The 25,855-nt window shown below is 46.3% G+C and carries 21 protein-coding genes and 1 other annotated feature; of the genes, 14 read left to right on the top strand and 7 right to left on the bottom strand.

From position 1 onward, the window contains the following. Positions 1 to 101: 101 nt before the first annotated feature. Positions 102 to 1,577, bottom strand: a complete 1,476-nt coding sequence (locus KAI36_RS16510; RefSeq protein ID WP_220025440.1) for an aminotransferase class I/II-fold pyridoxal phosphate-dependent enzyme — start codon at positions 1,575 to 1,577, stop codon at positions 102 to 104. A gap of 185 nt (positions 1,578 to 1,762) precedes the next feature. Here KAI36_RS16510 and KAI36_RS16505 point away from each other — a divergent pair, with 185 nt between their 5' ends. Next, the gene (locus KAI36_RS16505; RefSeq protein WP_220025439.1) at positions 1,763 to 3,046 is read left to right on the top strand and encodes an MFS transporter; all 1,284 of its coding nucleotides are present in this window, start codon (positions 1,763 to 1,765) and stop codon (positions 3,044 to 3,046) included. A gap of 25 nt (positions 3,047 to 3,071) precedes the next feature. On the opposite strand, the gene KAI36_RS16500 is transcribed toward KAI36_RS16505, so the two are convergent. Further along, the gene (locus tag KAI36_RS16500; RefSeq protein ID WP_220025438.1) at positions 3,072 to 3,704 is read right to left on the bottom strand and encodes a YktB family protein; all 633 of its coding nucleotides are present in this window, start codon (positions 3,702 to 3,704) and stop codon (positions 3,072 to 3,074) included. A 279-nt stretch (positions 3,705 to 3,983) separates the two neighbouring features. Between KAI36_RS16500 and KAI36_RS16490 the strand changes: the two genes are divergently transcribed. Both KAI36_RS16490 and gndA read left to right on the top strand, forming a co-directional pair. Beyond that, positions 3,984 to 4,583, top strand: a complete 600-nt coding sequence (locus tag KAI36_RS16490) for a hypothetical protein (RefSeq protein WP_025724013.1) — start codon at positions 3,984 to 3,986, stop codon at positions 4,581 to 4,583. Positions 4,584 to 4,756: 173 nt separating this feature from the next. After that, positions 4,757 to 6,163 (top strand): NADP-dependent phosphogluconate dehydrogenase, encoded by a 1,407-nt coding sequence (gene gndA, locus KAI36_RS16485; protein WP_069080015.1) that lies wholly within the window; start codon positions 4,757 to 4,759, stop codon positions 6,161 to 6,163. Between the two features lie 247 nt (positions 6,164 to 6,410). On the opposite strand, the gene KAI36_RS16480 is transcribed toward gndA, so the two are convergent. Further along, positions 6,411 to 6,716, bottom strand: a complete 306-nt coding sequence (locus KAI36_RS16480; protein WP_010345522.1) for a rhodanese-like domain-containing protein — start codon at positions 6,714 to 6,716, stop codon at positions 6,411 to 6,413. 269 nt (positions 6,717 to 6,985) lie between these two features. On the opposite strand from KAI36_RS16480, the gene aroA reads away from it, so the two are divergent. The 4 genes from aroA to ptsP all read left to right on the top strand — a co-directional run bounded on the left by aroA (position 6,986) and on the right by ptsP (position 12,668). Next, on the top strand, positions 6,986 to 8,278 hold the full coding sequence (gene aroA, locus KAI36_RS16475; RefSeq protein ID WP_220025436.1) for a 3-phosphoshikimate 1-carboxyvinyltransferase: 1,293 nt from the start codon (positions 6,986 to 6,988) through the stop codon (positions 8,276 to 8,278). A gap of 33 nt (positions 8,279 to 8,311) precedes the next feature. Further along, positions 8,312 to 8,746: a CoA-binding protein gene (locus KAI36_RS16470; RefSeq protein ID WP_013310932.1), complete on the top strand. Its 435-nt coding sequence runs from the start codon at positions 8,312 to 8,314 to the stop codon at positions 8,744 to 8,746. Positions 8,747 to 9,042: 296 nt separating this feature from the next. Beyond that, positions 9,043 to 10,926: a glucose PTS transporter subunit IIA gene (locus tag KAI36_RS16465; protein WP_023989337.1), complete on the top strand. Its 1,884-nt coding sequence runs from the start codon at positions 9,043 to 9,045 to the stop codon at positions 10,924 to 10,926. Then, positions 10,923 to 12,668 carry a phosphoenolpyruvate--protein phosphotransferase gene (gene ptsP / locus KAI36_RS16460; RefSeq protein WP_220025435.1) on the top strand — a complete coding sequence of 582 codons (1,746 nt, stop codon included), beginning with the start codon at positions 10,923 to 10,925 and terminating at the stop codon, positions 12,666 to 12,668. The genes KAI36_RS16465 and ptsP overlap by 4 nt, the downstream gene beginning before the upstream one ends. Positions 12,669 to 12,855: 187 nt before the next feature. On the opposite strand, the gene KAI36_RS16455 is transcribed toward ptsP, so the two are convergent. Further along, on the bottom strand, positions 12,856 to 13,392 hold the full coding sequence (locus KAI36_RS16455) for a type 1 glutamine amidotransferase domain-containing protein (RefSeq protein ID WP_220025434.1): 537 nt from the start codon (positions 13,390 to 13,392) through the stop codon (positions 12,856 to 12,858). Positions 13,393 to 13,730: 338 nt separating this feature from the next. Between KAI36_RS16455 and KAI36_RS16450 the strand changes: the two genes are divergently transcribed. The 4 genes from KAI36_RS16450 to KAI36_RS16435 all read left to right on the top strand — a co-directional run bounded on the left by KAI36_RS16450 (position 13,731) and on the right by KAI36_RS16435 (position 16,548). Then, on the top strand, positions 13,731 to 14,177 hold the full coding sequence (locus KAI36_RS16450) for a hypothetical protein (RefSeq protein ID WP_023989334.1): 447 nt from the start codon (positions 13,731 to 13,733) through the stop codon (positions 14,175 to 14,177). Positions 14,178 to 14,278: 101 nt separating this feature from the next. Next, the gene (gene ytxJ, locus KAI36_RS16445; protein ID WP_013310927.1) at positions 14,279 to 14,620 is read left to right on the top strand and encodes a bacillithiol system redox-active protein YtxJ; all 342 of its coding nucleotides are present in this window, start codon (positions 14,279 to 14,281) and stop codon (positions 14,618 to 14,620) included. A gap of 107 nt (positions 14,621 to 14,727) precedes the next feature. After that, positions 14,728 to 15,735, top strand: coding sequence for a catabolite control protein A (gene ccpA, locus KAI36_RS16440; protein ID WP_023989333.1), 1,008 nt, complete (start codon positions 14,728 to 14,730; stop codon positions 15,733 to 15,735). A 114-nt stretch (positions 15,736 to 15,849) separates the two neighbouring features. After that, a complete protein-coding gene (locus KAI36_RS16435; protein WP_220025433.1) occupies positions 15,850 to 16,548 on the top strand; it encodes a 5'-methylthioadenosine/adenosylhomocysteine nucleosidase in 699 nt (232 codons plus the stop codon). A 12-nt stretch (positions 16,549 to 16,560) separates the two neighbouring features. Here the strand turns inward: KAI36_RS16435 and KAI36_RS16430 are convergent, their stop codons facing one another. Continuing rightward, complete coding sequence (locus tag KAI36_RS16430; protein WP_061828998.1) at positions 16,561 to 17,193, bottom strand: GNAT family N-acetyltransferase; 633 nt, start codon at positions 17,191 to 17,193, stop codon at positions 16,561 to 16,563. Positions 17,194 to 17,439: 246 nt separating this feature from the next. Here KAI36_RS16430 and acsA point away from each other — a divergent pair, with 246 nt between their 5' ends. Next, positions 17,440 to 19,155: an acetate--CoA ligase gene (gene acsA, locus KAI36_RS16425; protein ID WP_220025432.1), complete on the top strand. Its 1,716-nt coding sequence runs from the start codon at positions 17,440 to 17,442 to the stop codon at positions 19,153 to 19,155. 123 nt (positions 19,156 to 19,278) lie between these two features. Here the strand turns inward: acsA and KAI36_RS16420 are convergent, their stop codons facing one another. Continuing rightward, entirely contained in the window at positions 19,279 to 22,302 is a 3,024-nt protein-coding gene (locus KAI36_RS16420) for a transglycosylase domain-containing protein (protein WP_220025431.1), read from the bottom strand. 135 nt (positions 22,303 to 22,437) lie between these two features. Then, positions 22,438 to 22,704 (top strand) — a binding site (T-box leader). A gap of 66 nt (positions 22,705 to 22,770) precedes the next feature. On the opposite strand from KAI36_RS16420, the gene tyrS reads away from it, so the two are divergent. Both tyrS and KAI36_RS16410 read left to right on the top strand, forming a co-directional pair. Then, positions 22,771 to 24,024 carry a tyrosine--tRNA ligase gene (gene tyrS / locus KAI36_RS16415; RefSeq protein ID WP_220025430.1) on the top strand — a complete coding sequence of 418 codons (1,254 nt, stop codon included), beginning with the start codon at positions 22,771 to 22,773 and terminating at the stop codon, positions 24,022 to 24,024. 200 nt (positions 24,025 to 24,224) lie between these two features. After that, positions 24,225 to 25,094 carry an AraC family transcriptional regulator gene (locus KAI36_RS16410; protein WP_220025429.1) on the top strand — a complete coding sequence of 290 codons (870 nt, stop codon included), beginning with the start codon at positions 24,225 to 24,227 and terminating at the stop codon, positions 25,092 to 25,094. A 78-nt stretch (positions 25,095 to 25,172) separates the two neighbouring features. Here KAI36_RS16410 and rpsD read toward each other — a convergent pair whose 3' ends face one another. Then, positions 25,173 to 25,772 carry a 30S ribosomal protein S4 gene (gene rpsD, locus KAI36_RS16405; RefSeq protein ID WP_025723468.1) on the bottom strand — a complete coding sequence of 200 codons (600 nt, stop codon included), beginning with the start codon at positions 25,770 to 25,772 and terminating at the stop codon, positions 25,173 to 25,175. Positions 25,773 to 25,855: the final 83 nt, after the last annotated feature.

Genomic DNA, 25,855 nt, shown 5'->3' with positions numbered 1-25,855 from the left:
AGCTGATAAAGATCTTCGAGACACACAAAAAAAGCCCCTAAATAGGGGCTTTTTTTGTTGACTACCAACATATTTTGTAAGCATGTGTTGACAGATCAATATTATGAAATAGCGTCAGTTTCGACGATAACCTTCACCTGATGTACTGTTCGGTCCTCAGGTCCTTTAACAGGCAGGCCTACTTCTACATGATCAACAATATAATCAATATTGTCCTGCGAAATAACTTCTCCTGGCAGTAAGATCGGAATACCAGGTGGATACACATAAATGAATTCTGCAATAATGCGACCTGCAGATTCCTTGAAAGGCACGGTTTCCGTATCTCCATAAAAAGCGTCTCTTGGAATGAGGGAGAGCTGAGGGATATCCGGTATCTTTACAACCAGCTCATGCTCCTGACCTGTGGAATAGTGCAGAGAAGCCAGCTCACGCAGAGCTTTCAATAAAATTTCAATTTCCTCTTTGGTATCACCAGGGGTCACCAAACAGAGAATATTGTACATATCACTAAGCTCAACCTCGATATTGTAGTGATCTCTCAGCCAATTTTCCACATCGTATCCAGTAAGGCCCAGATGGCGGATATGAACCGTAATTTTGGTTGGATCATAATCATAGGTAGCTTCCGTGCCAAGAATTTCGCTGCCAAAGCAATATAGCCCTTCAATCTTGTTGACCTCTGAACGACAATATTCAGCCAAATCAAGAGCACGTTGTGCTATTTCATGACCGTTAAGGGCCAGATTACGTCGGGATGTGTCCAACGAAGCCAGCAGAATATACGAAGTCGACGTTGTTGTCAGCATACTGAAAATCGTTTGTACACGCTGTGGATTCACGTATCCGTTTTTCGTATTTACATTCAGAATCGAGCTTTGAGTCAAGGAACCACCCAGCTTGTGGACGCTTGTAGCTGACATGTCTGCTCCCGCCTCCATGGCGGACATCGGTAGATCAGGATGAAAATGAATCAGTACTCCGTGAGCCTCATCGACCAGGACCGGCACATTATAGCTGTGAGCGAGATCTACAATTTCTTTTAAGTCGGCGCACACACCGTAATATGTCGGGTTGATAACAAGGACGCCCTTGGCGTCAGGGTGGCGTTCCAATGCCCGGCGTACGGACTTGGTAGTAACCCCGTGGTGAATACCGAGATTCTCATCACTGACTGCAGATATAAACACCGGCTTCGCACCAGCGAAGATAATGGCAGACATTATGGATTTGTGTATGTTTCTGGGTACAATAATTTTATCACCTGGCAAGCAAATCGACATAATCATGGTGATGATGGCTCCACTTGTCCCCTGTACACTGTAATAAGTATAATCAGCTCCGAAGGCCTCTGCTGCAAGCTTTTGAGCTTCTTCGATGACGCCTGATGGCTGATGCAGATCGTCCAATGGAGCGATGTTGATCATATCTATGGAAAAGGCATTATCCCCCATAAATTCGCGAAATTCCGAATCTGCTCCCACTCCCTTTTTATGACCTGGGATGTGAAATTGAACCGGGTTGCTCTGAGCATGCTTTTTCAAAGCAGTAAAAAGCGGGGTGTTGCTTTGATTCATTAGTGTTGTCACAACCTTTCATGCAGGATTTCGACAATCCTGTGCAATTGATAATAGAACAAAATTGAGTATAGCAGTTTGAAGTAGGAATGCAAGCGATTGAGGCGCATTTATTTGTGGAAGAGTGGAGTAGGCGGAGAACCCGGTCTTTATAGCTAAAAAATGAAGTGGAGGATGTGGATCAGATGAGGCAAATGGGACGAAAAAAAGCTCCGCAGCGGTTATGGACTCCTTTTTTTACAAAATTGTGGGTTTTGGTATTTCTGGTCGAATTTATGAAAGGATCTCTTCTCGTATCTATCCTGCCGGTATATATGGGAGAAACGCTGGGTTTGTCGGCCGGGATTATTGGTTTGGCCTTTTCACTTCAGTATTTTGGAGACAATGCGTTCCGGGCACCAGCGGGCTGGATGGCTGAACGGCTCGGTTACCGTGGAACGATGTCGGCCGCGCTGTTGTTTACACTTGTAGCAATTATTATGCTGAGCGTACTGACAGAGCCAGTGTGGCTCGTCGTCGCGTGTCTGCTGCTTGGTCTGGGTACTTCTCCGCTCTGGCCTTGTGTTATGACCGGAACGACCGAAATGTCTGGGCCTAATAACAGCAATGGCGCGGCGATGGGCACACTGGAAATTGCGTCTATGGGCGGAACGGGATTGGGTCCGCTCATTATGAACTTCGCCATATCCCACTTTGGGCATTCTTACGGCATGGTGTTCATGATTTTGATAGGATGCAGTGTTGTATTGTTGTTGGTTGCTCTCATGCTGCCAGGAACGAAAAGGTCTGCTGACAAAGGTGACCTCGAACAGAGCGCTCTAGTGTCGTCTGATGGGCACATAAAGCAAAAGCGGGGAGTTCTGAAAGGAATCCAGGAGACGATCGGCGTGCTCAAAACAAAGCTTAACGTCAATCCGTTAATTTACCCGGCGCTGTTTTTGCAGTCTTTTGTTATCGGTTTAATCAGCCCGGTACTGACGCTATACGCTCGGACAGACCTCGGGATTTCACCAAACCTGTACAGCGTGCTCCTGATTGCAGGCGGTGGGGTGACTGTGCTGGCACTGATCCCTTGCGGCAAGTTGGTCGACCGACTTGGAACGGAGTATTTTCTACATGTTGGCTTTTTGCTAGCCGGAATTACGCTGTTTCTCTTTTCAATCGTTCGATCTATTCCGCTGGTGTTTGTATCCGTAGCGCTTATTGGTTTGGGATATGCGCTCATTTTGCCTGCATGGAACACGTTTCTTGCCCGACTGATTCCGGAAAGCGAGCGGGCAACGGTATGGGGCTTTTTTTTAACACTTCAAGGCTCCGGCATGGTTATAGGCCCGCTCGTTTCAGGAGTGCTATGGGACCGTGCCGGACACACAGTTCCATTTATCATCAGTGGGGTCGTGATGCTGCTCATGTTTGGCTGCCACCTGGCTCTGGCGCGTAATCCACGCAGGAAGACTGTGGAGGCCTGAACAGCGCCTTGAAAAGCGGCGAGGGCTACTCTTTCGAGAAAGACATTCGGTACAGCGGCAGCAAATGCTCAAAGGTAGAACGCACTGCCTGTAATAATGCAGCCCCGTCGCTGGCAAGTGGATCTTCTCGGTCAATACGGATTCCACACATGACCTCCGCTTTTTTTACCTGTTGCAGTTTGTGGATGATCGTTTGAAAATCTTCATTATCCATGTGTTGTTGTTCTGTGCCTTCTGGAGCCATATGATCCATGGACCAGTAAAAATGATCCGGTAGGTTAGAACGTACATCACTCAGGTTGGCTTCGAGCGCCTGGGCAAATGTAGCTTTGTTCGGGCTTTCATAAATAATTGCGAAGATGACGAAAAGATGGGAAGCGAACATGCCTACCTCAAAATGCGGCAGCGCCTTGTATCCGCGCTTGTTTGCCGCCCAGGCAACCCAAGTATCTTTGGGGGGATTGACTTTGCGTCGTGCATGCTTGGCAACGTGAACGTGCATAGGCTCCCCACATAAGTCTGTCAGGAACGGGGCCAATCCCTCGCCAATTGCCTCCAGCTTGGGCCGAACCTGCTGAATCAGCACTTCCATACGAGGCTCCAACCCCGGTATTTCAAAAACATCGAAGTCCTTTGCAGTAAATCCACTAAATGTCATTCCTTTTCCTCCTGTAACTGGGTTAAGCCATGTCGTGTGGCGTAATATGTCCGATTATAGCATAATGCCGCCGGGCTTGGCCGACTTTAGACCAGGTTTGAAACAAGCATATAAGGCAAAAGTAGGATTGTGCGCTGTTACTCATAAAAATAGGTCAAATAACCAAGTACCCTTACATAAAATGAAGTATAAAATAGAGCAAGGGAAGATCAAGCGGGAAAGCCGCAGGCATGCTGTAGCCGGACTTCTTGAATCGGACTTGAAAAAGGAGGGAATGCCGTGAACAAGGGCTGTGAGGTAGAATATTGCAATCTAGAGCTCCGGTTTAGCCGTCGGCATATCCATAATCTGATCAAGGATTTGATATCGGAAGGGTATTCGCTGTACTGGAGCGAGGATGAGTCGTACCTGGTTTTGTCGGTGAGAACCGGGCGCAAGCTGGTGAAGCTCCGTTTTCAACAGCTGCGCACAGGACACTACAAGTTGGCTGGAGATTATGTAATCCGCGATGCCAAGCTGGCTGAGTGGTTGGAGAAGCTGATTGGAAGCACCCGAGGTCATGCCATTGTCAAAAGAGTTAAGGATCATCATATTTTAGTAGAAAATATTTTGTTCGGTGAGGTCATTCGTCTGGTCGAGGTTACAGGCTTTAAACAGCGTGTCATTTATCAGAAAGGACCGGTGCTGTCCGCACAGGAAATGGAGGATATGTACGCTTCCAATGAAGGGGAAACCCGGCTGCTGCTGCTTAAAATGGAAGTGGACGATGAATTGGAGAAACTGTTCACAGCGATGACAGCGGGAGATACAGCTAAAATCGGGAATTGCCATGAACGCCTGCAAACGCTATCCCACCAACTGTTGATGATGGAAGCGTAGTACATCTGAACACCTCATGAAAATGAGGTGTTTTGATCTGTGAATAGACAGGGGTTCACTTCTTACACCAAAAACGTTAAAATAGAAGTGCACGTGTTCCGATTCACATAAAGTGTAATGCGGTAAAGCGGCGATATAGAAGACAAAATATGTTGCAAAGGATGAGGAACCAGATGGCAAAACAGCAAATTGGTGTGATCGGCCTGGCGGTAATGGGTAAGAATTTAGCCCTTAATATTGAGAGCAGAGGCTTCACCGTCTCAGTTTTTAATCGCTCTCCAGAAAAAACGCACGATCTTATCAAAGAAGCAGAAGGTAAAAAACTGACGGGTACTTTCTCTATTGAAGAATTTGTGAACTCACTGGAATCACCCCGTAAAATCCTGATCATGGTTCAAGCTGGTAAAGCAACAGATGCCACGATTGAACAGCTTGTGCCTCATCTGGACAAGGGCGACATTATTATAGACGGAGGCAATGCCTACTTCCCTGATACACAGCGCCGCAGCAAGGAGCTGGAGGAAAAAGGACTTCGCTTTATTGGCACAGGCGTATCCGGTGGTGAAGAAGGTGCCTTGAATGGTCCTGCCATCATGCCGGGTGGACAAGAAAGTGCCTATAAACTGGTAGAGCCAATTCTGACGGCAATCTCTGCTAAAGTAGAAGGCGACCCATGCTGTACATATATCGGTCCCGACGGTGCTGGTCACTATGTGAAAATGGTGCATAACGGTATCGAGTACGGCGACATGCAATTGATCGGTGAAGCTTATCACCTGTTAAAATCAGTCCTGAACGTGAATGCGGAAGAGCTTCATGAAATCTTCACGGAATGGAATAAAGGGGAACTGGACAGCTACCTGATCGAAATTACAGCTGACATCTTCTCCCAATACGATGCTGAAACAGGTAAGCCAATGGTAGACGTTATCTTGGATGCTGCTGGTCAAAAAGGTACAGGTAAATGGACAAGCCAAAGCGCTTTGGATCTGGGTGTGCCATTGTCCATGATTACCGAATCCGTATTCTCCCGCTTCTTGTCTGCTATGAAAGACGAGCGCATTGCGGCAAGCAAAGTGCTGAGCGGTCCTAAAGCTGAGTCCTTCAGCGGCGACAAAAAAGAATTTATCGAAAGCGTACGTAAAGCACTGTTTGCAAGTAAAATCGTATCCTATGCTCAAGGTTTCGCTCAAATGCGTGCAGCTTCCGATGAATATGATTGGGATTTGAAATACGGAAAAATCGCTATGATCTTCCGTGGCGGTTGCATTATCCGCTCGCAATTCCTGCAAAACATCAAGGATGCATATGACCGCGACCCTGCCTTGAAAAACCTGTTACTGGATTCTTACTTCAAAAATGTAGTTGAAACATATCAAGATGCATGGCGTCAAGTGATTTCCGTGGCTGTATCCCAAGGTATTCCAGTGCCTGGCTTCTCCAGCGCGCTTGCATACTACGATAGCTACCGCACTGAGCGTTTGCCAGCAAATCTGCTGCAAGCACAACGTGACTACTTCGGTGCCCATACGTTCAAACGTGTGGACAAAGAAGGCGTATTCCATCATCAATGGTTCTAATGAACGGACGGATTTGCATGAATAGCATTATGTAATACAACGGAAGCTTTTTTGCCCTATGGGTAGAAGAAGCTTCCGTTTTTTAATTTTTAATTATGGATATCATTCTGATGGTAGTAGAGGATTGTGTAATCTTTTGACGCTATGGTATGATAGGGACAGAATATTTTAATGCATTACCGCGTCTAAGCTTTGAGCTAAAACAAAAGAGACGGGAAGTTCCCGTCTCTTTTGTTAAGTAGGTTTTCTATTGCTCCTGTGACCATTGCAGCATGCCGCCGGTCATGTTAGTACAGCCTTCATAACCTAGCTGCTGTAAATATTCGCAGGCTCGTTCACTGCGATAACCGCTCCGGCAAATAAAGATAATTTCACCGGTGCGTTCAATTTCTTCAAGACGACCCGGAAGCTGTCCGAGCGGAATGTGCTTGGCACCTTCAATCATGCCTTCCGCCACTTCTTCCGCTTCGCGGACGTCGATTAATTGCAATTGCTCTCCTGCTTGCAGACGTGCGCGCAACTCAGAAGGTTCAATCAGGGCGATTTGCGTCATGGCCGGACCTCTTTTCTGATAAATAATGGGTGATACGTATGTTTTTGACGTGTGCAAAATGTCACACACACTCTATGTATGATAGCTAAGCTATCTCTAGGCTGTCAATCGGCTTAATCCTGAAGGCAGGTATAGATTAATTAACCGACGGGATTCACTTGGGCGACCTAGATTAATATTTCTTATTTTTTGGGTGGAGAAATGAATGCTACAACTTGTATAATTAACGTAAAATAGGATGGTTTGAACTGAAAAGGAGCATGTACATTATGGATGTTATCGTTAGACCTACCCCTTCCTTGCAAGGAGAGATTGGGGCCCTGTCCTCCAAAAACTACACTACTCGTTATCTGCTCACTGCGGCACTTGCTGAGGGACAAAGTACCATTTATTATCCAGCCCATAGTGAAGACAGTGATGCTATGCGTCGTTGTATCGCCGATCTGGGTGCAGTACTGGAAGAGGACGATGAAAAAATAGTTATTACAGGTTTTGGTAAACATCCTCAAGCTGTGAAGGAATTGAATGTGGGAAACGCAGGAGCGGTGCTCCGTTTTTTGATGGGTATTGCATCTCTATGTCCGGATGTTACATTTGTTAATACATATCCCGACTCATTGGGCAAGAGACCACATGATGATCTAATCGATGCACTGGGGCAACTGGGCGTGAAAGTAGATCATCGTGAAGGTAAGTTGCCAATTCGTATTCAGGGTGGTCAGGCGAAAGGCGGTAAAATTCAGGTGTCCGGCTCGGTTAGCTCACAATATTTGAGCGCCCTGCTATTCCTCACGCCTTTACTGAAGGAAGACAGCGAAATCGAAGTGCTGCATGATTTGAAATCCAAGGTGGTCATTGGGCAGACCCTGGAGGTATTGCAAGAAGCTGGTATTATCATTCATGCAAGCGATGATTACATGTCTTTCCGTATCCCGGGGCGGCAATCCTATCAGCCACGTACGTATACTGTACAGGGAGACTATCCAGGGAGTGCAGCGGTGCTAGCGGCTGCTGCAGTAACAAATTCTGATGTTACCATCCATCGTCTTAAAGAGCAGAGCAAACAGGGAGAACGCGCTATCGTAGATGTGTTGCGCATGATGGAAGTGCCACTGACACATGAGAACGATACCGTTGTCGTGAAGGGCAATGGCCGATTGAAAGCTGTCGAGTTTGACGGTGATGCTGCAACAGACGCTGTGCTTGCAATGGTGGCTGCGGCTGTATTTGCTGAAGGCACGTCCCGCTTTTATAACGTGGAGAATTTACGGTATAAGGAATGTGACCGCATTACCGATTATTTGAATGAGCTGACCAAGGCTGGAGCTCGGGTAGAAGAACGCCAGGCGGAAATTATCGTACATGGCAGACCGGAGGGTGTCGAAGGTGGCGTGGAAATTAACGCGCATTTTGATCACCGTGTTATTATGGCCTTGACGATTGTAGGTTTGCGCGCACAGAAGCCGTTAGTGATCAAGGATGCACATCATGTCGCCAAATCGTATCCGCAGTATTTTGACCATCTAACGACGCTTGGTGCTTCTGTAGAATGGGTAAAATAAAAGCAAACGAAGATGCGAATAGGAGGGAACAGGATGGCTTTTGAAAATCCGTCGAGAGAAGAGATTAAAACCATTTTGGAACAAGTAGGCAATATTGCGGTTGTTGGTTTGTCTGATAAATCAGATCGAACCTCTTATATGGTTTCTTATGCCATGCAGAAGCGGGGATACCGGATTATTCCGGTTAACCCTGCGGCGGCAGGGCAAACGATTCTTGGGGAGACTTGTTATGCCAGTCTTGCTGAAGTACCTGAGCCTGTGGAGCTGGTCAATGTATTCCGCCGCAGTGAATACTGTGCAGAGGTTGCGCGTGAAGCAGCAGCTATTGGAGCTAAGATTTTGTGGCTTCAACAGGGAATTATAAGCCAGGAAGCCGCTGACATTGCGCAGGAGCATGGAATGACGGTTATTATGGATCGTTGCATTAAGGTGGAGGACTCAGTGACCCAGGCTGTACGTAAAGGATAAACAAGGATCAGTGACCCGTGCTATACGCACATGAAAACCTTCTTCCCTTGCTTCACAGGGTTGAAGGTTTTTGGTGCGAAATGAGGAATATGGTAAAGTATATTATTCTTTTAGCAATCCATATAATGTATGTATGCCTTGATGATGAAAATGGTCTAGACGGATTCATAGTGTTATCTGTTGATAAAGTTTTTTGACCTGTAGAAGCGTAAATAAATATTTTGGCAGATGGAATCATTGCTTTGACAAAAGTATTTATTCGGCTTACCATCAGGGATAGAAAGGAGAGGAATGCCATGAATTGGCTCGGATCCTTACAACAGCTCGGTCGTGCTGTCATGCTCCCGACGATGGTGCTACCGGCCGCTGCAATATTGCTAAGTCTCGGCAGCCTTCCTTGGTCTACATGGGGATTCCCTATGGTGTCTGATATGGCAAATGCGGCGGGACACGGGATTTTTTATTTTTTGCCATATTTATTTGCGGTTGGTGTTGCACTGGGGATGTCGAATCAGGCAGGTCAGGCGGGACTGGCAGCATTAGCTGGTATGGCTATATATGATCAGGTCACATTGAGATTTGGAAACGGACTCATTCAACCGGCGACGCTCATTGGTATCATTTTGGGGGTCATTTCAGGGGTGGCCTATAATCGCTTCAAAAGCATCAAATTGCCCGAGGTGCTTCAGTTTTTTGGGGGTACCCGATTTGTTCTGCTGCTTATTGGTCTCTTCTCGGCTGTGTTTGCAGGACTCATGCTAATTATTGCCCCACTCATACAGAGAGGGCTGCAATTTATAGTAGGTCTAGAATCGAGCTTGGGTGGCTTTGGACTGTTTATCTACGGTATTCTATATCGGTTGCTGGCGGCCTTTGGTCTGCACCACCTGCTTAATAATATTTTTTGGTTCCAACTAGGTACATATAAAACGCCGTCTGGCAACGTTGTGCAGGGAGATTTACCCCGGTTTTTTGCTGGCGATCCGACAGCGGGCTATTTCATGTCCGGGTTGTTCCCCATTATGATGTTTGCGATCCCTGCCATTGCGCTGGCGATCATTCAGGAAGCACGTGAAGACTTGAAGCCAAAGGTTCAAAAAACATTTTTGACGGCTGCGCTTGTCTGCTTTTTTACCGGAGTGTCGGAACAGATCGAGTTCGCCTTTTTGTTTGCAGCACCTTATTTGTTCCTCGTTCATGCGGTTATGTCTGGGCTGGCCATGTGGCTTACCTTTGAGCTGGATATTCATCACGGATTTTCCTATTCGGCGGGTTTTATAGATTATGTCCTTAATTTTCATCTCTCACATAACGCCTGGTTGTTAATTCCAGTGGGAGTGGCGTACGGGCTTGTGTATTATGTACTGTTTCGATGGGCTATCCGGCGGTTCCGTATTCCAACTCCTGGGCGCGAGGAAGGTTCGGTTCTGGAGGATTGGGCCGGCAATATTCCTTATAGTGCTCCACTTATTTTGGAAGCACTTGGCGGGAAGGAAAATATTGTGCAGGTAGAGGCCTGCATCACACGTTTGCGGCTGACCGTCCACAATGACAGGCTGATTGATACCGGAGCGATGAAGGCTTTGGGATCGGCCGGGCTTATCAATCTGGGTGGGGGTAATTTGCAGGTTGTATTCGGAACGTATTCAGAACTGATTCGTGAGGAAATCGCGAAGCTGATGGAGCGTGATCTCCCTCAAATTTTGTTCAACGCTCCTGTACATGGAAAAATGCTCCCGATTCATGAAGTGCCTGACAAAATTTTTGCGACGAAGCTGGTCGGGGACGGTGTTGCTTTTGTTCCTGAACGTGGTGAACTTGTGTCTCCAGTGTATGGTACTGTGATGCACTTGTATCCGACTATGCACGCTTTAGGCATCTCCACACGAGAGGGACTTGAGGTTCTGCTCCACATAGGGATTGATACTTCACAGCTAAAAGGGAATTTTACTGCTATGGTAGAAGCAGGCGATACGGTGGAACCGGGGCAATTGCTAATCAAATTTGATTTGCAGGCGCTGCGAGAGCAAGCTCCATCGCTGGTGACTCCTATGGTCATCACGAATCCGGATCGCGTCAAGTCGTGGAGCTTTGCTCCGTTTAAAACAGTGAAAAAAGGTCAGGCCTCGGTAATGTCCGTTGTGCTGCATGACAGGAATGTTGGAGGGGTAGAAACATGATAGAAGGCATCGGCGCCGCAGCAGGTGTGGCAATCGGGAAGGCATTTGTCCTGCCGAGCTGGGAGTGGGATTTACCTGATCAAAAAATGGATGCGGTAGATCTTGCAAAGGAATTTGAACGGTTGTATGAAGGGATACGCACATCCAAAAGTGAAATCCAGTTTATTAAGGATGAGTTTCGAGAGATGGTGGGGCCAGAGGAATCCAGCATCTTTGATGCTCATCTTGCGATATTGGAAGATCCGGAATTCATGAATGAAATTCGCGGAATTATTGAGCGTCAGTACAAGGCGGCTGAGGTGGCCGTGAAGGAAGCCATTGATCATTTTGTGACAATGTTTGATTTACTGGACGATGAATATATGAAGGAGCGGGCAATCGATATCAAAGATGTGGGGAACCGGCTGCTCAAGCATTTGCTGGGTGCACCGGAAGTGACTCTGCCCAAGGATACACAACCCTATATTCTGGTAGCCAAGGAGCTCTCACCCTCCCAATCAGCACACTTGAATCCTAGCTATGTTTTAGGGATTGTAACTATGAATGGTGGTAAAACATCACATTCTGCGATCATGGCCCGCGCACTTGGTATTCCACTCGTTTCAGGACTGGAGAGCAATCTGAATTTGCCCGTTCAAACGGGAGATATGATGGTTGTGGACGGAGACCTGGGCAAAGTTTATGTGAATCCGGAAAAAACAGTAACTGATCATTATAAAATTTTGCGCGACGAGCAGCGACGCAGAAAAGAGCAGCTTCAGGTACTTGCTTCTGTAGATGCCGTGACCAAGGATGGAACCACCCTGAGGCTGGCGGCCAATATTAGTTCGATTAAAGAGCTGGAGGCAGCGTTGAAGCATGGCGCTCAAGGTGTGGGACTGTTCCGCACGGAATTTTTATACATGGATCGCAAATCTGCTCCAGATGAAGAGGAGCAGTATGAAGTATATCGGCTGATAGCGGAAAAGGCAGGAAACCACTCTGTAGTCATCCGTACATTGGATATCGGTGGAGATAAGCCGTTGGACTATCTTCAACTACCAGAGGAAGAAAATCCCTTTCTAGGTTACCGTGCTATACGGATCAGTCTAGATTGGAAGGAATTGTTTAAAACCCAGTTGACTGCAATTTTAAGAGCCAGTGCAACGGGAAATATCAAGGTAATGTATCCGATGATCTCATCCGTGGAGGAGGTCCGCCAGGCAGATGCTCTTTTGAAGGAGGCTATGGCGGATTTGGATGCAAGAGGGCTTGCCTATAATCCGAACATTCAGCGAGGAATTATGATTGAGGTACCGGCTGCGGCGATGATCGCTGAGCTATTGGCAGCTGAAACAGATTTTTTTAGTATCGGAACGAATGATCTGGTTCAGTATGTGCTGGCTGTAGACCGTATGAATGAGCAGATTGCACATATGTACCATCCATACCATCCAGCTGTACTTCGAATGCTGCGCATGACTGCACAAGCGGCACATCAAGCAGGAATTGATGTGAGTGTATGTGGTGAGATGGCTGGAGATGAACGTTCCGTTCCTCTTTGGCTGGAACTGGGGATACATCAACTCAGCATGTCTCCCCAATCTTTGTTGCGGGTCAAGCATCGTGTGCTGAATACGACTGCATCTGAGGCAACGACAGTCGCTCAGGTTTGCTTTGGCATGTCCACTGGTGCAGCGATCGAAGACAAGCTGACTGCAGCTAATGTCAGCTGCACTCCGGCCGGGCCTGGACGGCAGTAATATGTAATGTCCGCAAAGCTTTGCACAGCCAACACTCCGTACTGTTGGGCTTGTCGTAGCAAACCTTAATGTCGTATCACGGCTTGGACGAAAAAGAACCTTCAAAACCACTTATTCATGGTTTTGAAGGTTCTTTTTTTCATCTTGTTGACAGCCTCTTGAGATTACGGAAAATTAACTTAATCTCTTATTTTCGGGTGTTATCTGCTAACAAATCGCAGAAAGCTTTTCCGTAAGGTGGAAGATCAGGCGGCCGACGAGCAGATACAATATGTCCGTCCGTCACAACTGCCTCATCCTTCCAAATAGCTCCTGCATTCTCCATATCATCACGAATACCTGGTGTGGAGGTTACCGTAACACCATCCAAAATTTTAGCAGAAATCAGTACCCAGCCTGCATGGCAGATTTGTCCAATCGGCTTATGAGCAGCATGAAACTCCTGTACGAGTTGAATTACCTTGGGATAGCGGCGCAGTTTATCAGGTGCCCAACCGCCAGGGACGAGAATCCCGTCATAATCACTGCTACTCAGTTCCTCAAAGGCATATTCCGCTTCAGCAGGTACGCCATATTTTCCAATATATTTTTTACCCTTTTCCGCACCGGCTAAATGCACTTCTGCGCCTTCTTCACGAACACGGTAAATCGGATACCACAGCTCCAGATCCTCGAATTCCTCATCCACTAGGGCGATAACCTTTTTTCCGGCAAGTCTTGACATCCAACCATCCTTTCGTGCGTCACATGATGACACCTCTGTTTTGTAATCTGTACTTTTACATCTTAAGAAAAAGAACGCTCGAAGTCCATTCCTTCGCAGATTCTTATGTTAGTAGTCTGCTCTTTGACAGCAATTGTCGTCATTTTCTGACCCGCCAAAGCTTTGGTAATTTGTTCATAGCTGCAATCTGTGGAAGGATTTGAGGTCCCAAAGTCGAAATAAAACAAGGTATGATAGATTTAATGGAGTTAACAAATATTTATTAGACTAGTAAATAGATATATTTGGATTCTGATGAGATCCTCATATAGTTTGATCCTACGTAATGAGGTGGTTAAATGCAGAAGCAATGTCAATGTGGCAAACCGATGGGACTGGAACTGCGGAAGGTAATCTATGCGGGCAAGGTTGAAATTTTGCACGTCCCTGTATTCTCATGCTCGTCATGCTTTTCCAGTGAGGTTTTGCAGCATGTGACGAAGGACATTAAGGCACTATTACAAAGTCTAGGGAGCAAACCTACGGCACGGAGAATATCTTTTGCTCGCAACAATGAACTGGCAGAAATAATTCGCAAGCTTGTATTGGAGGAAGCGGACAATCCCAATGTGGATTGGCAATCTGCTTTGGAGGAGCGCATGGAGCTTCGAATTAATCTCTTACTGGATCTTTATCGCTATGCGAGAAGTCTGGGAGACGAAGATTGGATGAATGATGTAGAGAAAAAATTGGTTCAATTATCCGGTTTTACCAGTGAATCGGTATTTACGAATACAAAAAACTAAAAAATATGAAAATTTTCATGGTCACCATTGGATTTTACATGTTCTTTTTGTTACGATGTGAATAGGCCATACGACAAGACACAGAAAGGAATGTATATCCAATGGCGACGATGACAAAAATGACTACTGTTCAACAATTAAATACGGCTCTGGAAGCGTCATCAGACAAGCCGCTGCTTCTCTTTAAACATAGCACACGTTGTCCGATAAGTGCAGGCGCATATCAGGAAGTGGAGTCCTATTTGCATGGCGCTCCCAACGAAAATATTGAATACGGTATCATTTATGTAGTAGAAGATCGGCCGGTGTCCAATGAAACCGCGGACAGGCTTCAGGTGAAGCATGAATCCCCGCAGGCCATTTTAATCAAGGGCGGAGAGGCTGTTTGGCATACATCCCATTCGAATATTACAGCCCGTGCACTCCACGATCATCTCACATAGATAGAATGTGTGCTGTCGTTGCATAAAGTAGTATTTTGTCGTATCATGGTTCTAATTAGTTGATCTAGGATTCGGTTGAAAATTTATTGGCAATGGAGAGAAGGAATGTGACGGTAACGATCTATGATGTAGCTCGCGAAGCTGGTGTCTCAATGGCCACAGTGTCCCGCGTAGTTAACAATAATCCTAATGTGAAACCTCAGACCCGCAAGAAAGTGTACGAAGCGATTGAACAATTGGGATATCGTCCAAATGCGGTCGCTAGAGGTCTGGCCAGCAAGAAGACAACGACCGTCGGCGTGGTTATACCGGATATATCGAACTCAATTTTTGCAGAAATTGCGCGCGGTATTGAGGATATAGCGAATATGTATCACTATAATATTATTTTGTGTAATGCCGACAAGCGAAAAGAAAAAGAGATTCGTGTCATCAACACATTGCTTGAAAAGCAAGTGGATGGTCTTCTGTTCATGGGTGGTACAGTAACGGACGAGCATATTCAGGCGTTCCATACAGCTGCGGTCCCTATCGTTCTATGTGCAACGAGTGATGAAAAAGGAAGCTATCCTTCGGTCGATATCGACCATGAAGCCGCTGCTTTTGATGCAGTAAACACGCTGATCCGCCATGGACACCGTCAAATCGCAATGATCAGTGGTACGCTTCAAGACCCTGCAAACGGCTATGCACGTTTCCAAGGTTACAAGAGAGCACTGGAAACAGCCGGAATTGATTATCAGGAGGATCTCGTGCGAATCGGGAACTACCGTTATGAATCCGGTGTCGAAGCAATGAAATATTTTCTCGGCCTGAAGAAGAAGCCAAGTGCGATTTTTGCTGCTACGGATGAAATGGCAATTGGTGCGATCCACAGTATTCAGGATGAGGGATTGAAAGTTCCTGATGATTTTTCGGTAATCAGTGTTGACAATATTCGTATGGCCTCTATGGTTCGTCCTCAGCTGACAACCGTCGCGCAACCGATGTACGATTTGGGTGCGGTAGCGATGCGTTTGCTGACCAAGCTGATGAAAAAGGAAAACGTGGAGAATCCTCGCGTTATTTTGCCGCATGAAACAATTTTGCGGTTGTCAGTTAATTATTTAGACTAGACGCAGTGCTGAATAGGATATACCTTCGATGAAAGCTCCTTTGATGGAGCTTTTTTCGCGGATATAAAGCTTCTTATGGACATCATCATCAAACCAAGAATAGAGGGATGCGTAATGAGCCGACTTTATGGATTAATGGGTGCTATGGATGAAGAAATTGAATTGCTGCTGGCAGCGATGACGGAAGCGAGCAAGACGGTCAAGGCTGGAATCACGTACACTACAGGAATCATTCACAGGCAAAGAGTCGTTGTCTGCAAATCCGGTGTAGGCAAGGTTAATGCTGCGGTAACAACACAAATCCTGATTGATCATTTTGGTGTAGAACAGATTATATTTACGGGAGTGGCAGGGGCAGTTCATCCCGATTTAAACATTGGGGATATTGTCATCTCATCAACATGTATGCAGCATGATATGGATGTAACGCCTTTGGGTTATGCCAGAGGGGTCATTCCTTATCAGGACACCTCAGAGTTTGTGGCTGATCCCGAGCTTGTAAGTCTAGCTGAGCAAGCCTGTAAATCGTTTGGCGATCGGTATATTGTCGGCAAGGTACTTTCTGGCGATCAATTTGTTGCAAATCGTGAGTTAGTGACTGCATTGCATCAGGAAATGGACGGTGCTTGTACCGAAATGGAGGGTGCAGCTGTGGCTCAGACAGCTCATATGAACGCTGTGCCTTATGTTGTCCTACGATCTATGTCAGATAAGGCTGATGGATCGGCTCACGTTAATTATGCTGAATTTACGGTAGAGGCTTCACATCGTTCGCATCGTATTGTGGAGTTCATGCTCAAGCATTTGGGCTAAGGGTATAATTTTTTAATACATGAATCTTCGGACAAACCGGATATGGTCAAACTGCTCCTGTGATGCGAGGGGCACATCCTTTCCCATTCGTACCATCAGACAGTTAGCAGGATGTGAGCATATTTCAGGATCATCCGTGGCGTACCAGACCATATCTACAGTTTTCATCAGACGTTCCATCATGCGGCGGTATTCCCATACGGAGAGACCGCTGCCTTTTAAATCCCAATGCCAATAGTATTCGGTGGTAAAAATAATATAGGATTCAAGCTGTCCGTCCTCAAAGGCAATCCGAATCATTCGGCTACCCAGGCCCAGACCACGATAGTCATCGGCTACCTCAACAGCTCCAAGTTCCAGTAAATCCTTCATGCCAGCTTCCGACCAGCGCTCCATCTCATCTGGATAATGAAAGGTAACGTATCCCAGAAGGGTTTCCCCGTTGTGGGCAATGATAATTCTGCCTTCTGGCAGTTCCGAAATGTCCACCAACGCGTCGAACTGTTCCTTTGGTTTGCGAAAGGCATCTAATTGCTTGTGCATTTGAAATGAACGCAGTTGATCCGCGGATACGGGACCTTCTACATAGATTGTTTGTCCGTTATGATCCAGCGTGTCCAAGTGGTACAGTTTTAAATGCTGCATGTGTACGCCCTCCTTGTTCGCCATGAGCTTGTTCCTCATATCCCCTACTTATAGCAAAAAAACAATTAAATGAAAAGGATGGTCGTCACATCCTGACCTATGATATACTGTTTTAGACATAAAATGTTCACAATTAAGTGCTTAAATCAACCAGTACATCAAAGAACTTCATCTGCTTTATTGATTTTGTAAGCGTTATCTTGTTCTGTGTGATTCTCATTAATCCATTGTGAGGAGGCTTAACGCATGAAGATTGAAGAACTCCAGACTGTAGTTCCCACATCCAACATGGGCCCGTATGAACAAGCTTACAACAACTTTCAGTGGGAGGATGCAGAGCGTCATTTTACGTGGTATGAAACAGGCAAGGTAAATATGGCACATGAAGCCATTGATCGACATGTACAGGAAGGACGAGGTGAGAAAGCGGCACTATTGTATTGTGACGCAAACCGTCACGAAACCTACACCTTCTCTCAGCTTCGTGCTAGCTCTAACAGGTTCGGAAATGTGCTGCGGAAATACGGTATTGGTAAAGGGGAGCGGGTGTTTATTTTCATGCCACGTTCACCCGAGCTGGTTATTAGTTTACTTGGTGTTCTAAAGGTAGGGGCTGTTGTCGGTCCATTGTTTGAGGCGTTTATGGAAACTGCGGTTAAGGATCGATTGGAGGATAGTGGGGCGGTGGCATTAGTGACCACACCTGCGCTTCTGTCACGGGTAAAACGTGAGGAGCTTCCTGAGCTGCGACATATTTTTGTGGTTGGTGATATGGATGCACGTGAGCAGGGAATTATCGATTTCGAGACAGAAATGCTTACGTCCTCAGAGGAACTTGAGCCAGAATGGTTGAATCGTGAAGATGGATTAATTATTCACTATACATCAGGCTCAACAGGCAAGCCCAAAGGCGTGTATCATGTGCAAAATGCAATGATTCAGCATTACTATACTGGCAAAATGGTGCTGGATTTGCGGGAAGATGATGTGTATTGGTGTACTGCTGATCCTGGCTGGGTCACGGGAACATCATACGGTATTTTTGCTCCATGGCTAAATGGAGCGACGAATGTCATTCGTGGGGGGCGTTTCAGCCCGGAAGACTGGTACCGCACGATTGAGCGTCACGAAGTGACCATATGGTATAGTGCTCCTACAGCGTTTCGAATGCTGATGAGCGCAGGGGAGCAGGTTGTTTCCAAATATGATCTCAGCAGCCTGCGGCATGTATTATCCGTCGGGGAACCGTTGAATCCAGAAGTGGTGCGATGGGGATGGCAAGTGTATACACAGCGCATTCATGATACTTGGTGGATGACGGAAACAGGAGCACAGTTGATCTGTAATTACCCTGAGCTGCCGATTAAGCCGGGTTCGATGGGGAAGCCACTCTCAGGTATTCAGGCTGCTATTTTGGACGACAGAGGGCAGGTGTTGCCTCCTAACCGGATGGGCCACTTGGCGATCCGTACACCATGGCCATCCATGATGAATCGTATATGGAACAATCCGAACAAGTTTCAGGAATATTTCCGCTTTCCCGGTTGGTATGTATCGGGTGATTCAGCTTACATGGATGAGGACGGATATTTCTGGTTTCAGGGTAGGATTGATGATGTCATTAACTCCTCCGGGGAGCGAATCGGCCCTTTTGAGGTGGAGAGCAAGCTTCTGGAGCATCCTGCTGTAGCGGAAGCCGGAGTCATTGGAAAACCAGATACCGTGCGGGGAGAGATTATCAAGGCTTTTGTTGCACTGCGTGAAGGCTATGCACCGTCTGAAGCTTTACAGCAGGACATCTATCGCTTCGTTAAGGAAGGGCTGTCTGCTCATGCTGCTCCACGCGAAATTGAGTTTAAGGAAAAGCTACCCAAAACCCGTTCTGGTAAAATTATGAGACGCGTGTTGAAAGCCTGGGAGCTTAACCTTCCTACAGGTGACTTATCTACCATAGAGGATTGAAGTGCTGTGCATATTAGAATTAAAAAAGGGAGTCTCCAAAGCCTTAATGGCTAAGGGGACTCCCTTTTTGTTAGGGTGAATCTCATATTCACCCAACCTATCACTTTCTGCTTTTGTCTTCAGTTATGGACGGACGGCTCCGGAAGGAGCCGATTCCCCTATGGTATTCATGGAAGTGACACGAAACCAGCCTTTTGGCTTTTTCCCTGACTTATATTCAAAGCTGGTAGATGCGGTAGAGCCTATGTTTGTAAAAGGCTCCGCACCGCTTTCGCTGTAATACACGTTATAGCCTGTAATAGCGTCCGCAGACTTACCTGCGCTCCATTGGAGCGCTACGGATGAGCCTGCGGCTTTAGCTTGAGGCTGTCCAGGGGCAGTAGGAACCTCTGTAGGCTGCACACCTGTTCCATCTCCCTCGCCCGGAACGTCTGAAGACTCAGAATCTGCAGGTGGCACCACAGGTGCTGCGCTTGCTTTCGTGCTTGGATCGGACTCATGGCCGCCTACATCAACGGCGGTCACGTAGTAGCTGGAGCTGCTGCCCCCAGGGCTGTCAGAGAACACCTTGGAGCCGTCAGCCATAACGACCTTGCCAAGCCGTTGGAAGCTACCCCCATCTGTAGAACGATACAGACGGTATCCTACGACGTCGCTGTTTCCGCTTGGGCTAAAGCTGATTATGGCTTTGCCGTCACTATAGCTTACGTTGACGCTAGATGGAGCGTTAGGGGCTGCTCCATCGTCCTTGCGTGGATCAATCTGAGTAGGAGCTTCCTTATCTGCATCCTGAGGCAGATAGTAGGACAACGAATTATGTCGTCTCATCACCTTGAAGGCTTGCTGAAGCTCTTTAATCAATTCTGAGATGGGCTTTTCCCGTTTCCTAACGGTCCGTTCATATAACATATCATCCGGTGTACCATCGCGTGGAATATAATTCACACCTTGGTAGGTAATATATTTCGCACGGCTCACACCATTTTCACTGTTTTTAGGTGGATACTTACTGTTATAAATGTCCGAACCGTACGCGGATGCTGTACGGCTTACAATGCCGTCAGGTCTCTTGAAGCTGTCCGTTTGGAACAACTGAGCATCTTTAGCTGTTACTTCATTCATGATTAGAGCCCATAGGCGACGAGCCCGCTCTTTTTGGACTTTCGTTTCAAGCTTATTGACAGGTTGCTTGTAACCAACCCATACACCCAGCGTGACGTCAGGCGTAAAGCCCTCGAACCAAACATCAGTGTAGGATTGCGTAGTGCCTGTCTTGCCGGCAATCGGAATCTTGCCGGATTGATCAAAGTTCCGCTTCGCCAGTCTACCTGTGCCTTCCGACACGGCTGTACGCAACATATCCGTCATCAGGTAGGCGGTTTGCGGTGAGAAGGCCTGCACAGGATTAGCCTGATGCTTATATACAATATTGCCTTGCGAATCCACAATCTTTTCGATCATATAGGCGTCATTAAACACACCGCCATTTGGAATGGCTCCATATGCATTCGTGAGTTCCTCGACGGTCACCCCATGGGCCAAGCCGCCAAGTACACCCGTTTGTGCGTTGTTATCACTGGATTCCAAGGTGGTGATACCCAGTTTTTTAGCAAAAGCCCAAGCATTGCTAATCCCTACTTTTTCGTTAAACAGCTTGAGTGCTATCGTATTTAGCGATTGATTCAATGCATAACGCGCAGTGACCAATCCTTGATAGCGGTTGTTAGAATTTTTCGGAATGTGATATCCATTACTGCCATCTTTCAAAATAATAGGGGCATCATCCACGATACTACCAGGCTGCACAAGACCGCTGTCCAATGCAGGGAGATAGGCAGCAATCGGTTTCATTGCCGAACCCGGCTGACGTACCATCTGGGTGGCATAATTCATCTGCTCCTTTTGGAAGTCCCGACCTTCCATCATTCCGAGAATGGCGCCTGTTTTATGCTGAATCAGAATAGCCGCTGCTTGTTCGTCACCCTTGGTTTTACTAGTGGCAGAGAAGTTGTTTTTATTTTCTGCAATTTGACGCATAGATTTGTAGACGCTCTTATCAATGGTGGTGTACACCATATAACCGCCTGTGCGAAGCTGCTGTTCGGCTTCTTTGAGTAAATCGTTATCGTCCTTGGTCTTGGCATCTGCACTGGCATTAGCTGCTTGACCCGGATTGGTGACAGACATGAGTGCCTGCGCAGCCTGTCGTTCTGTTTCCATCATAAGGTATGGATAGGTGTTATAAGCTTTAACAGTGCGTGGTGCGAGAGATTTTTTGATATCAAAAGCCATCGCTTCATCATACTGTGCTTTATTGATTTTGTTCTCCTCCAGCATTCGACTGAGCACCAGGTGCTGGCGGTTGATGGCTCTTTTAAAGCCAGCTTCATTAAACTCGCCCTTACCGTTGTAAGCAGAATAAGAAGAAGGAAGCTGTGGCAAACCTGCCAGATAGGCGGCCTGGGCTACATTAATCTCGTTCAGATCATTCTCATTAAAAATACCTTTGGCCGCTGCTTTAATGCCAAAGACGTTGTAACCGCTTGAACCGTTACCAAAAGGTACTTTATTGAGATAGGCTGTAATAATTTGTTGCTTGCTCAGGAAGCGCTCAAGGCGCAGAGACAGCAAAATTTCTTTGACCTTGCGGTCATCCGTGCGATCGAGATTTAGAAAGACACGACGCGCAAGCTGCTGGGTGAGGGTACTCCCCCCGGTTTGTACGGATTCATGCAGCGCCTTTTGCTTCACAGCACGCAGCGTTCCCGACAGATCGACACCTTTATGCTCATAAAAATGATTATCTTCAATGGCAATGACTGCGTCAATGACGAGTTGTGGAATCTCCTTAAACGTGACAGGTCTTCGATCTTCTTCTGTCCGAAGTTGTCCGATGGGAGAGCCGTCATTGAAATAAGCGAAGCCTGTAATTGCATTCTTATCTACTTCCTGTAAGATCATGGATCTGGAACGCACGGGTTCGCTTTTTACAATAGAAGCAACATAGCCGGCGGCGGCCCCTCCTGCAAATAGTGCCCCCATAAAACCGATGATGATGACCCACTTTATGACACGGCCGAGCCTTCGCATGGTTGTCCTCAAGCGGGAAGGCTTTGGCGTTGATACATTGTTTTTTTCTTCAACCATTAAGTCTTCCTCCTTTATAACAGCCATTATTATAGCATAAAATTACAAAATGAACCCATATGCTAAAAAGCCTGTCTTTTGGTGTCGTTGACTACATAAAAGCAGTGTGTTATAAATAGGTCAAAGTAAATATCGTGAAAAGCAGAGAAAGACTTCAGTAGAAGGCGGAATCACGTTGTGCAGAGAGCCGATGGGTGGTGTAAATCGGTAGCGTCCCTCCTTTGAATTACCGTCTGGAGCTGTCTGGATGAATGGAAAGCATTTGCAGGTTTGCGAAGCTACCATAGTAATCCAGTACCGGGTGTAGGCCCGTTATAGGAATGAAGTGAAAGAAATGTCTGTCTTTGATATGCGTTTCTTTAATTAGGGTGGTAACGCGAGTAGCTCCTTCTCGTCCCTTGGGATGAAAGGGGCTTTTTGGTTTATATAATATGTAATATTTTGGATGAAAAATAGGAGGTATACAGGATGAAGTGGGAAGAATTGAAGCCGGAGCAACAGGTAGAGGTCGAGCGACAGCTAGAGGTGATACAGCGGGGTGTGGCGGAAATTGTACCGGAGGATGAGCTGAAGCGTAAGGTAATTAAATCGGTCGTTAGCGGCGAGCCGCTCAAAATTAAGCTGGGTCTTGATCCATCTGCGCCCGACATTCACATCGGACATACGGTTGTTATGCACAAACTGCGCCAGTTCCAGGAATTAGGCCATCAAGTGCAACTGATTATCGGAGATTTTACAGGCAGAATTGGTGATCCGACAGGTAAATCGGAGACTCGTAAGCAACTGACTGAGGAAGATGTACAGCGTAATGCACAAACGTACAAGGAACAAATTTTTAAAATTCTCGATCCTGAAAAAACAAAGGTATTCTACAATTCCGAATGGTTAGGGCCAATGTCTTTTGCTGATGTAGTAACCCTGTCGGCCAAAGTAACGGTTGCCCGTATGTTGGAACGAGATGATTTTACAAAAAGGTACCAAAACGGATTGCCGATCAGCATCCATGAGTTCTTTTACCCGCTGATGCAGGGCATGGATTCCGTGGCTCTCCAAAGCGATATTGAATTGGGGGGGACGGATCAGAAATTTAATCTGCTGATGGGCAGAACCCTGCAAAAAGAATACGGAGTTGAGCCGCAGGCTACTATTACATTACCATTGCTTGAAGGGCTGGATGGCGTCCAGAAGATGAGCAAAAGTTTGGGGAACTACATTGGTGTTGATGAGGAGCCGAACGAAATATACGGGAAATCCATGTCCGTTCCTGACGAGCTGATGCTGAAATATTTTGAGCTTGCAACGGATATCAACAACGAAGAGCTGGCAGAGCTGGCGAAAGGTGTTAAGAATGGCTCAGTACATCCACGTGATGCCAAAATGAAGCTGGCTGGAACGTTAGTGCGCATGTACCACGGTGAAGAAGCAGAGGAAGCAGCAAAGCAGCATTTTGTGACCGTATTCCAGCAACGTGCGCTGCCTGACGATATTGAAGAGTTCACCTTGACGGCTGATCAGTTAGAAGAAGGTGGCATTCGTGTGATCCAATTGCTGACTCATCTGGGCTTTGCAGCATCTAATGGTGAAGCCAAGCGCAGTATTCAGCAGGGTTCGGTCAAAATTAACGAAGAGAAATGGACCGATGTGAACGAAGCATACACGCCGAAGGAAGGCGACATTGTCCAGGTAGGTAAACGGAAATTTGCTAAAATCAAGCTTGGATAATGAAAGATATTCAAAAGCAGCGCTGAGATTGTATCGATCTCAGCGTTGCTTTTTTATTTCTGCCAAGTGAAAAGTCATGATAAACTTAGCACAAATAATCAAACATGTAGGTAAAGAGTTATACATAATGAAAACGTGGGTTGCACAATTTGGGTGTAGGATAGACAACCAAAACAATTACAAGTGCGGGGAAGGATTATATGGACTACTTTAAACGAATTCAGTGTGCGATTGAGTTTATTGAATTGAATCTCCGGGAGGATTTAAAAATTGCCGAGATTGCTTCACAGGCATGCTTTTCAGCTTTTCATTTCCAGCGGGTTTTTCAGGCCATTTCGGGTTTTACGGTTCAACAATATATAAGAAGAAGAAGATTGTCCGAGGCGGCTGAACAGCTAAAACAATCCAATCAAAAAGTGTTGGACATTGCTATTGAGTATCAGTACAACTCACAAGAAGCTTTTACCCGCGCTTTTGAAAAGAATTTTGGGATCACCCCTGGGAAGTATCGTAACGGTGATATTGAGCTTCCTGTGCAAAGTAAAATCAATTTTCTGGATTACCAAAAAAATACGATGGGGGATTTGGATGTGAATAAGCCGGTGATATTGCAGCTCGATTCGGTCAAAATTGTAGGATATGAATATAAAACAAATCTGAATAATGAGCAGCACTATAAAGAAATCCCAGGGTTTTATGGGCACTTTGGAGCAAATGAATATTTTATGTGTATCCCGAACAAAATTGCACCGGGAATGTCGTATGGGGTTGCCTGTCGATTTGAAGACAACGGTGCATTTTCATTTGTGGTAGGCGAGGCAGTTGAAAAAGAGTCAAAAGAACTGGCAGAGGGTTTCATATATATGGAGATTCCAGCAGGGAAGTATGCTGAGTTTGACGCTTCGGGTTCAGATGGACGGGTTCAGAATATACGAGACTTTATCTATGGCACATGGCTCCCTAATTCTAATTTTGAACGGAGGGAGGGGCCTGATTTTGAAATTACGGACGTGATGAATTCCTCCTATCCAGATCATTTGAGTATGAAGGTATACATCCCCATTGAATAAAACCCTCAGGCTCGATGCATAGGGAATATAAAAAAGCACCCGAATAAATTCGGGTGCTTTTTGGTGCTAATGCAAGGATTAGCGGTTGTAGAATTCGACGATTTGTTTTTCATCGATATCTTGGGACAATTCGCCACGCTCAGGCAAACGAATGAATTTACCTTCCAGAGCTGCGTCATTGTACTCCAGGTAAGCTGCCAAGTGGTTGCGGTTTTCCAAAGCTTCTTTGATGGAAGACAGGGAACGACTTCTTTCACGAAGACCGATCACGTCGCCAAGACTTACTTGGTAAGAAGCGATGTCAACTTTTTTACCGTTCACAGTAACGTGACCGTGAGCTACCAATTGACGTGCGCCTGCACGGGAATTAGCAAAGCCAAGACGGAACACAAGGTTGTCCAGGCGGCTTTCCAGCAAGAACATAAAGTTTTCACCAGCGATACCGTGCATGTGTTGAGCTTTGTTGAACAGGGTACGGAATTGTTTTTCACCCAAGCCGTACATGTGACGCAGCTTTTGTTTCTCTTGAAGCTGCATACCGTAGTTGCTGATTTTTCTCCGTTGGTTTGCACCATGTTGTCCCGGAGGGAAAGGGCGTTTCAATTCTTTACCTGTGCCGCTCAGGGAAATACCGAGACGACGGCTCAATTTAAATTTAGGACCAGTGTAACGTGCCATTATAGAGTTAACTCCTTCATAATTAAAATTTGAGTTGGGGCTCTCTTTGCGCTCCAATTTGTTCGGCGCTACCTATTAAGGTG

Source organism: Paenibacillus sp. S02, from assembly GCF_019454065.1.
GTDB classification, from domain to species: Bacteria; Bacillota; Bacilli; order Paenibacillales; family Paenibacillaceae; genus Paenibacillus; species Paenibacillus polymyxa_B.
This window is presented reverse-complemented; position numbering and strand designations above follow the sequence as displayed.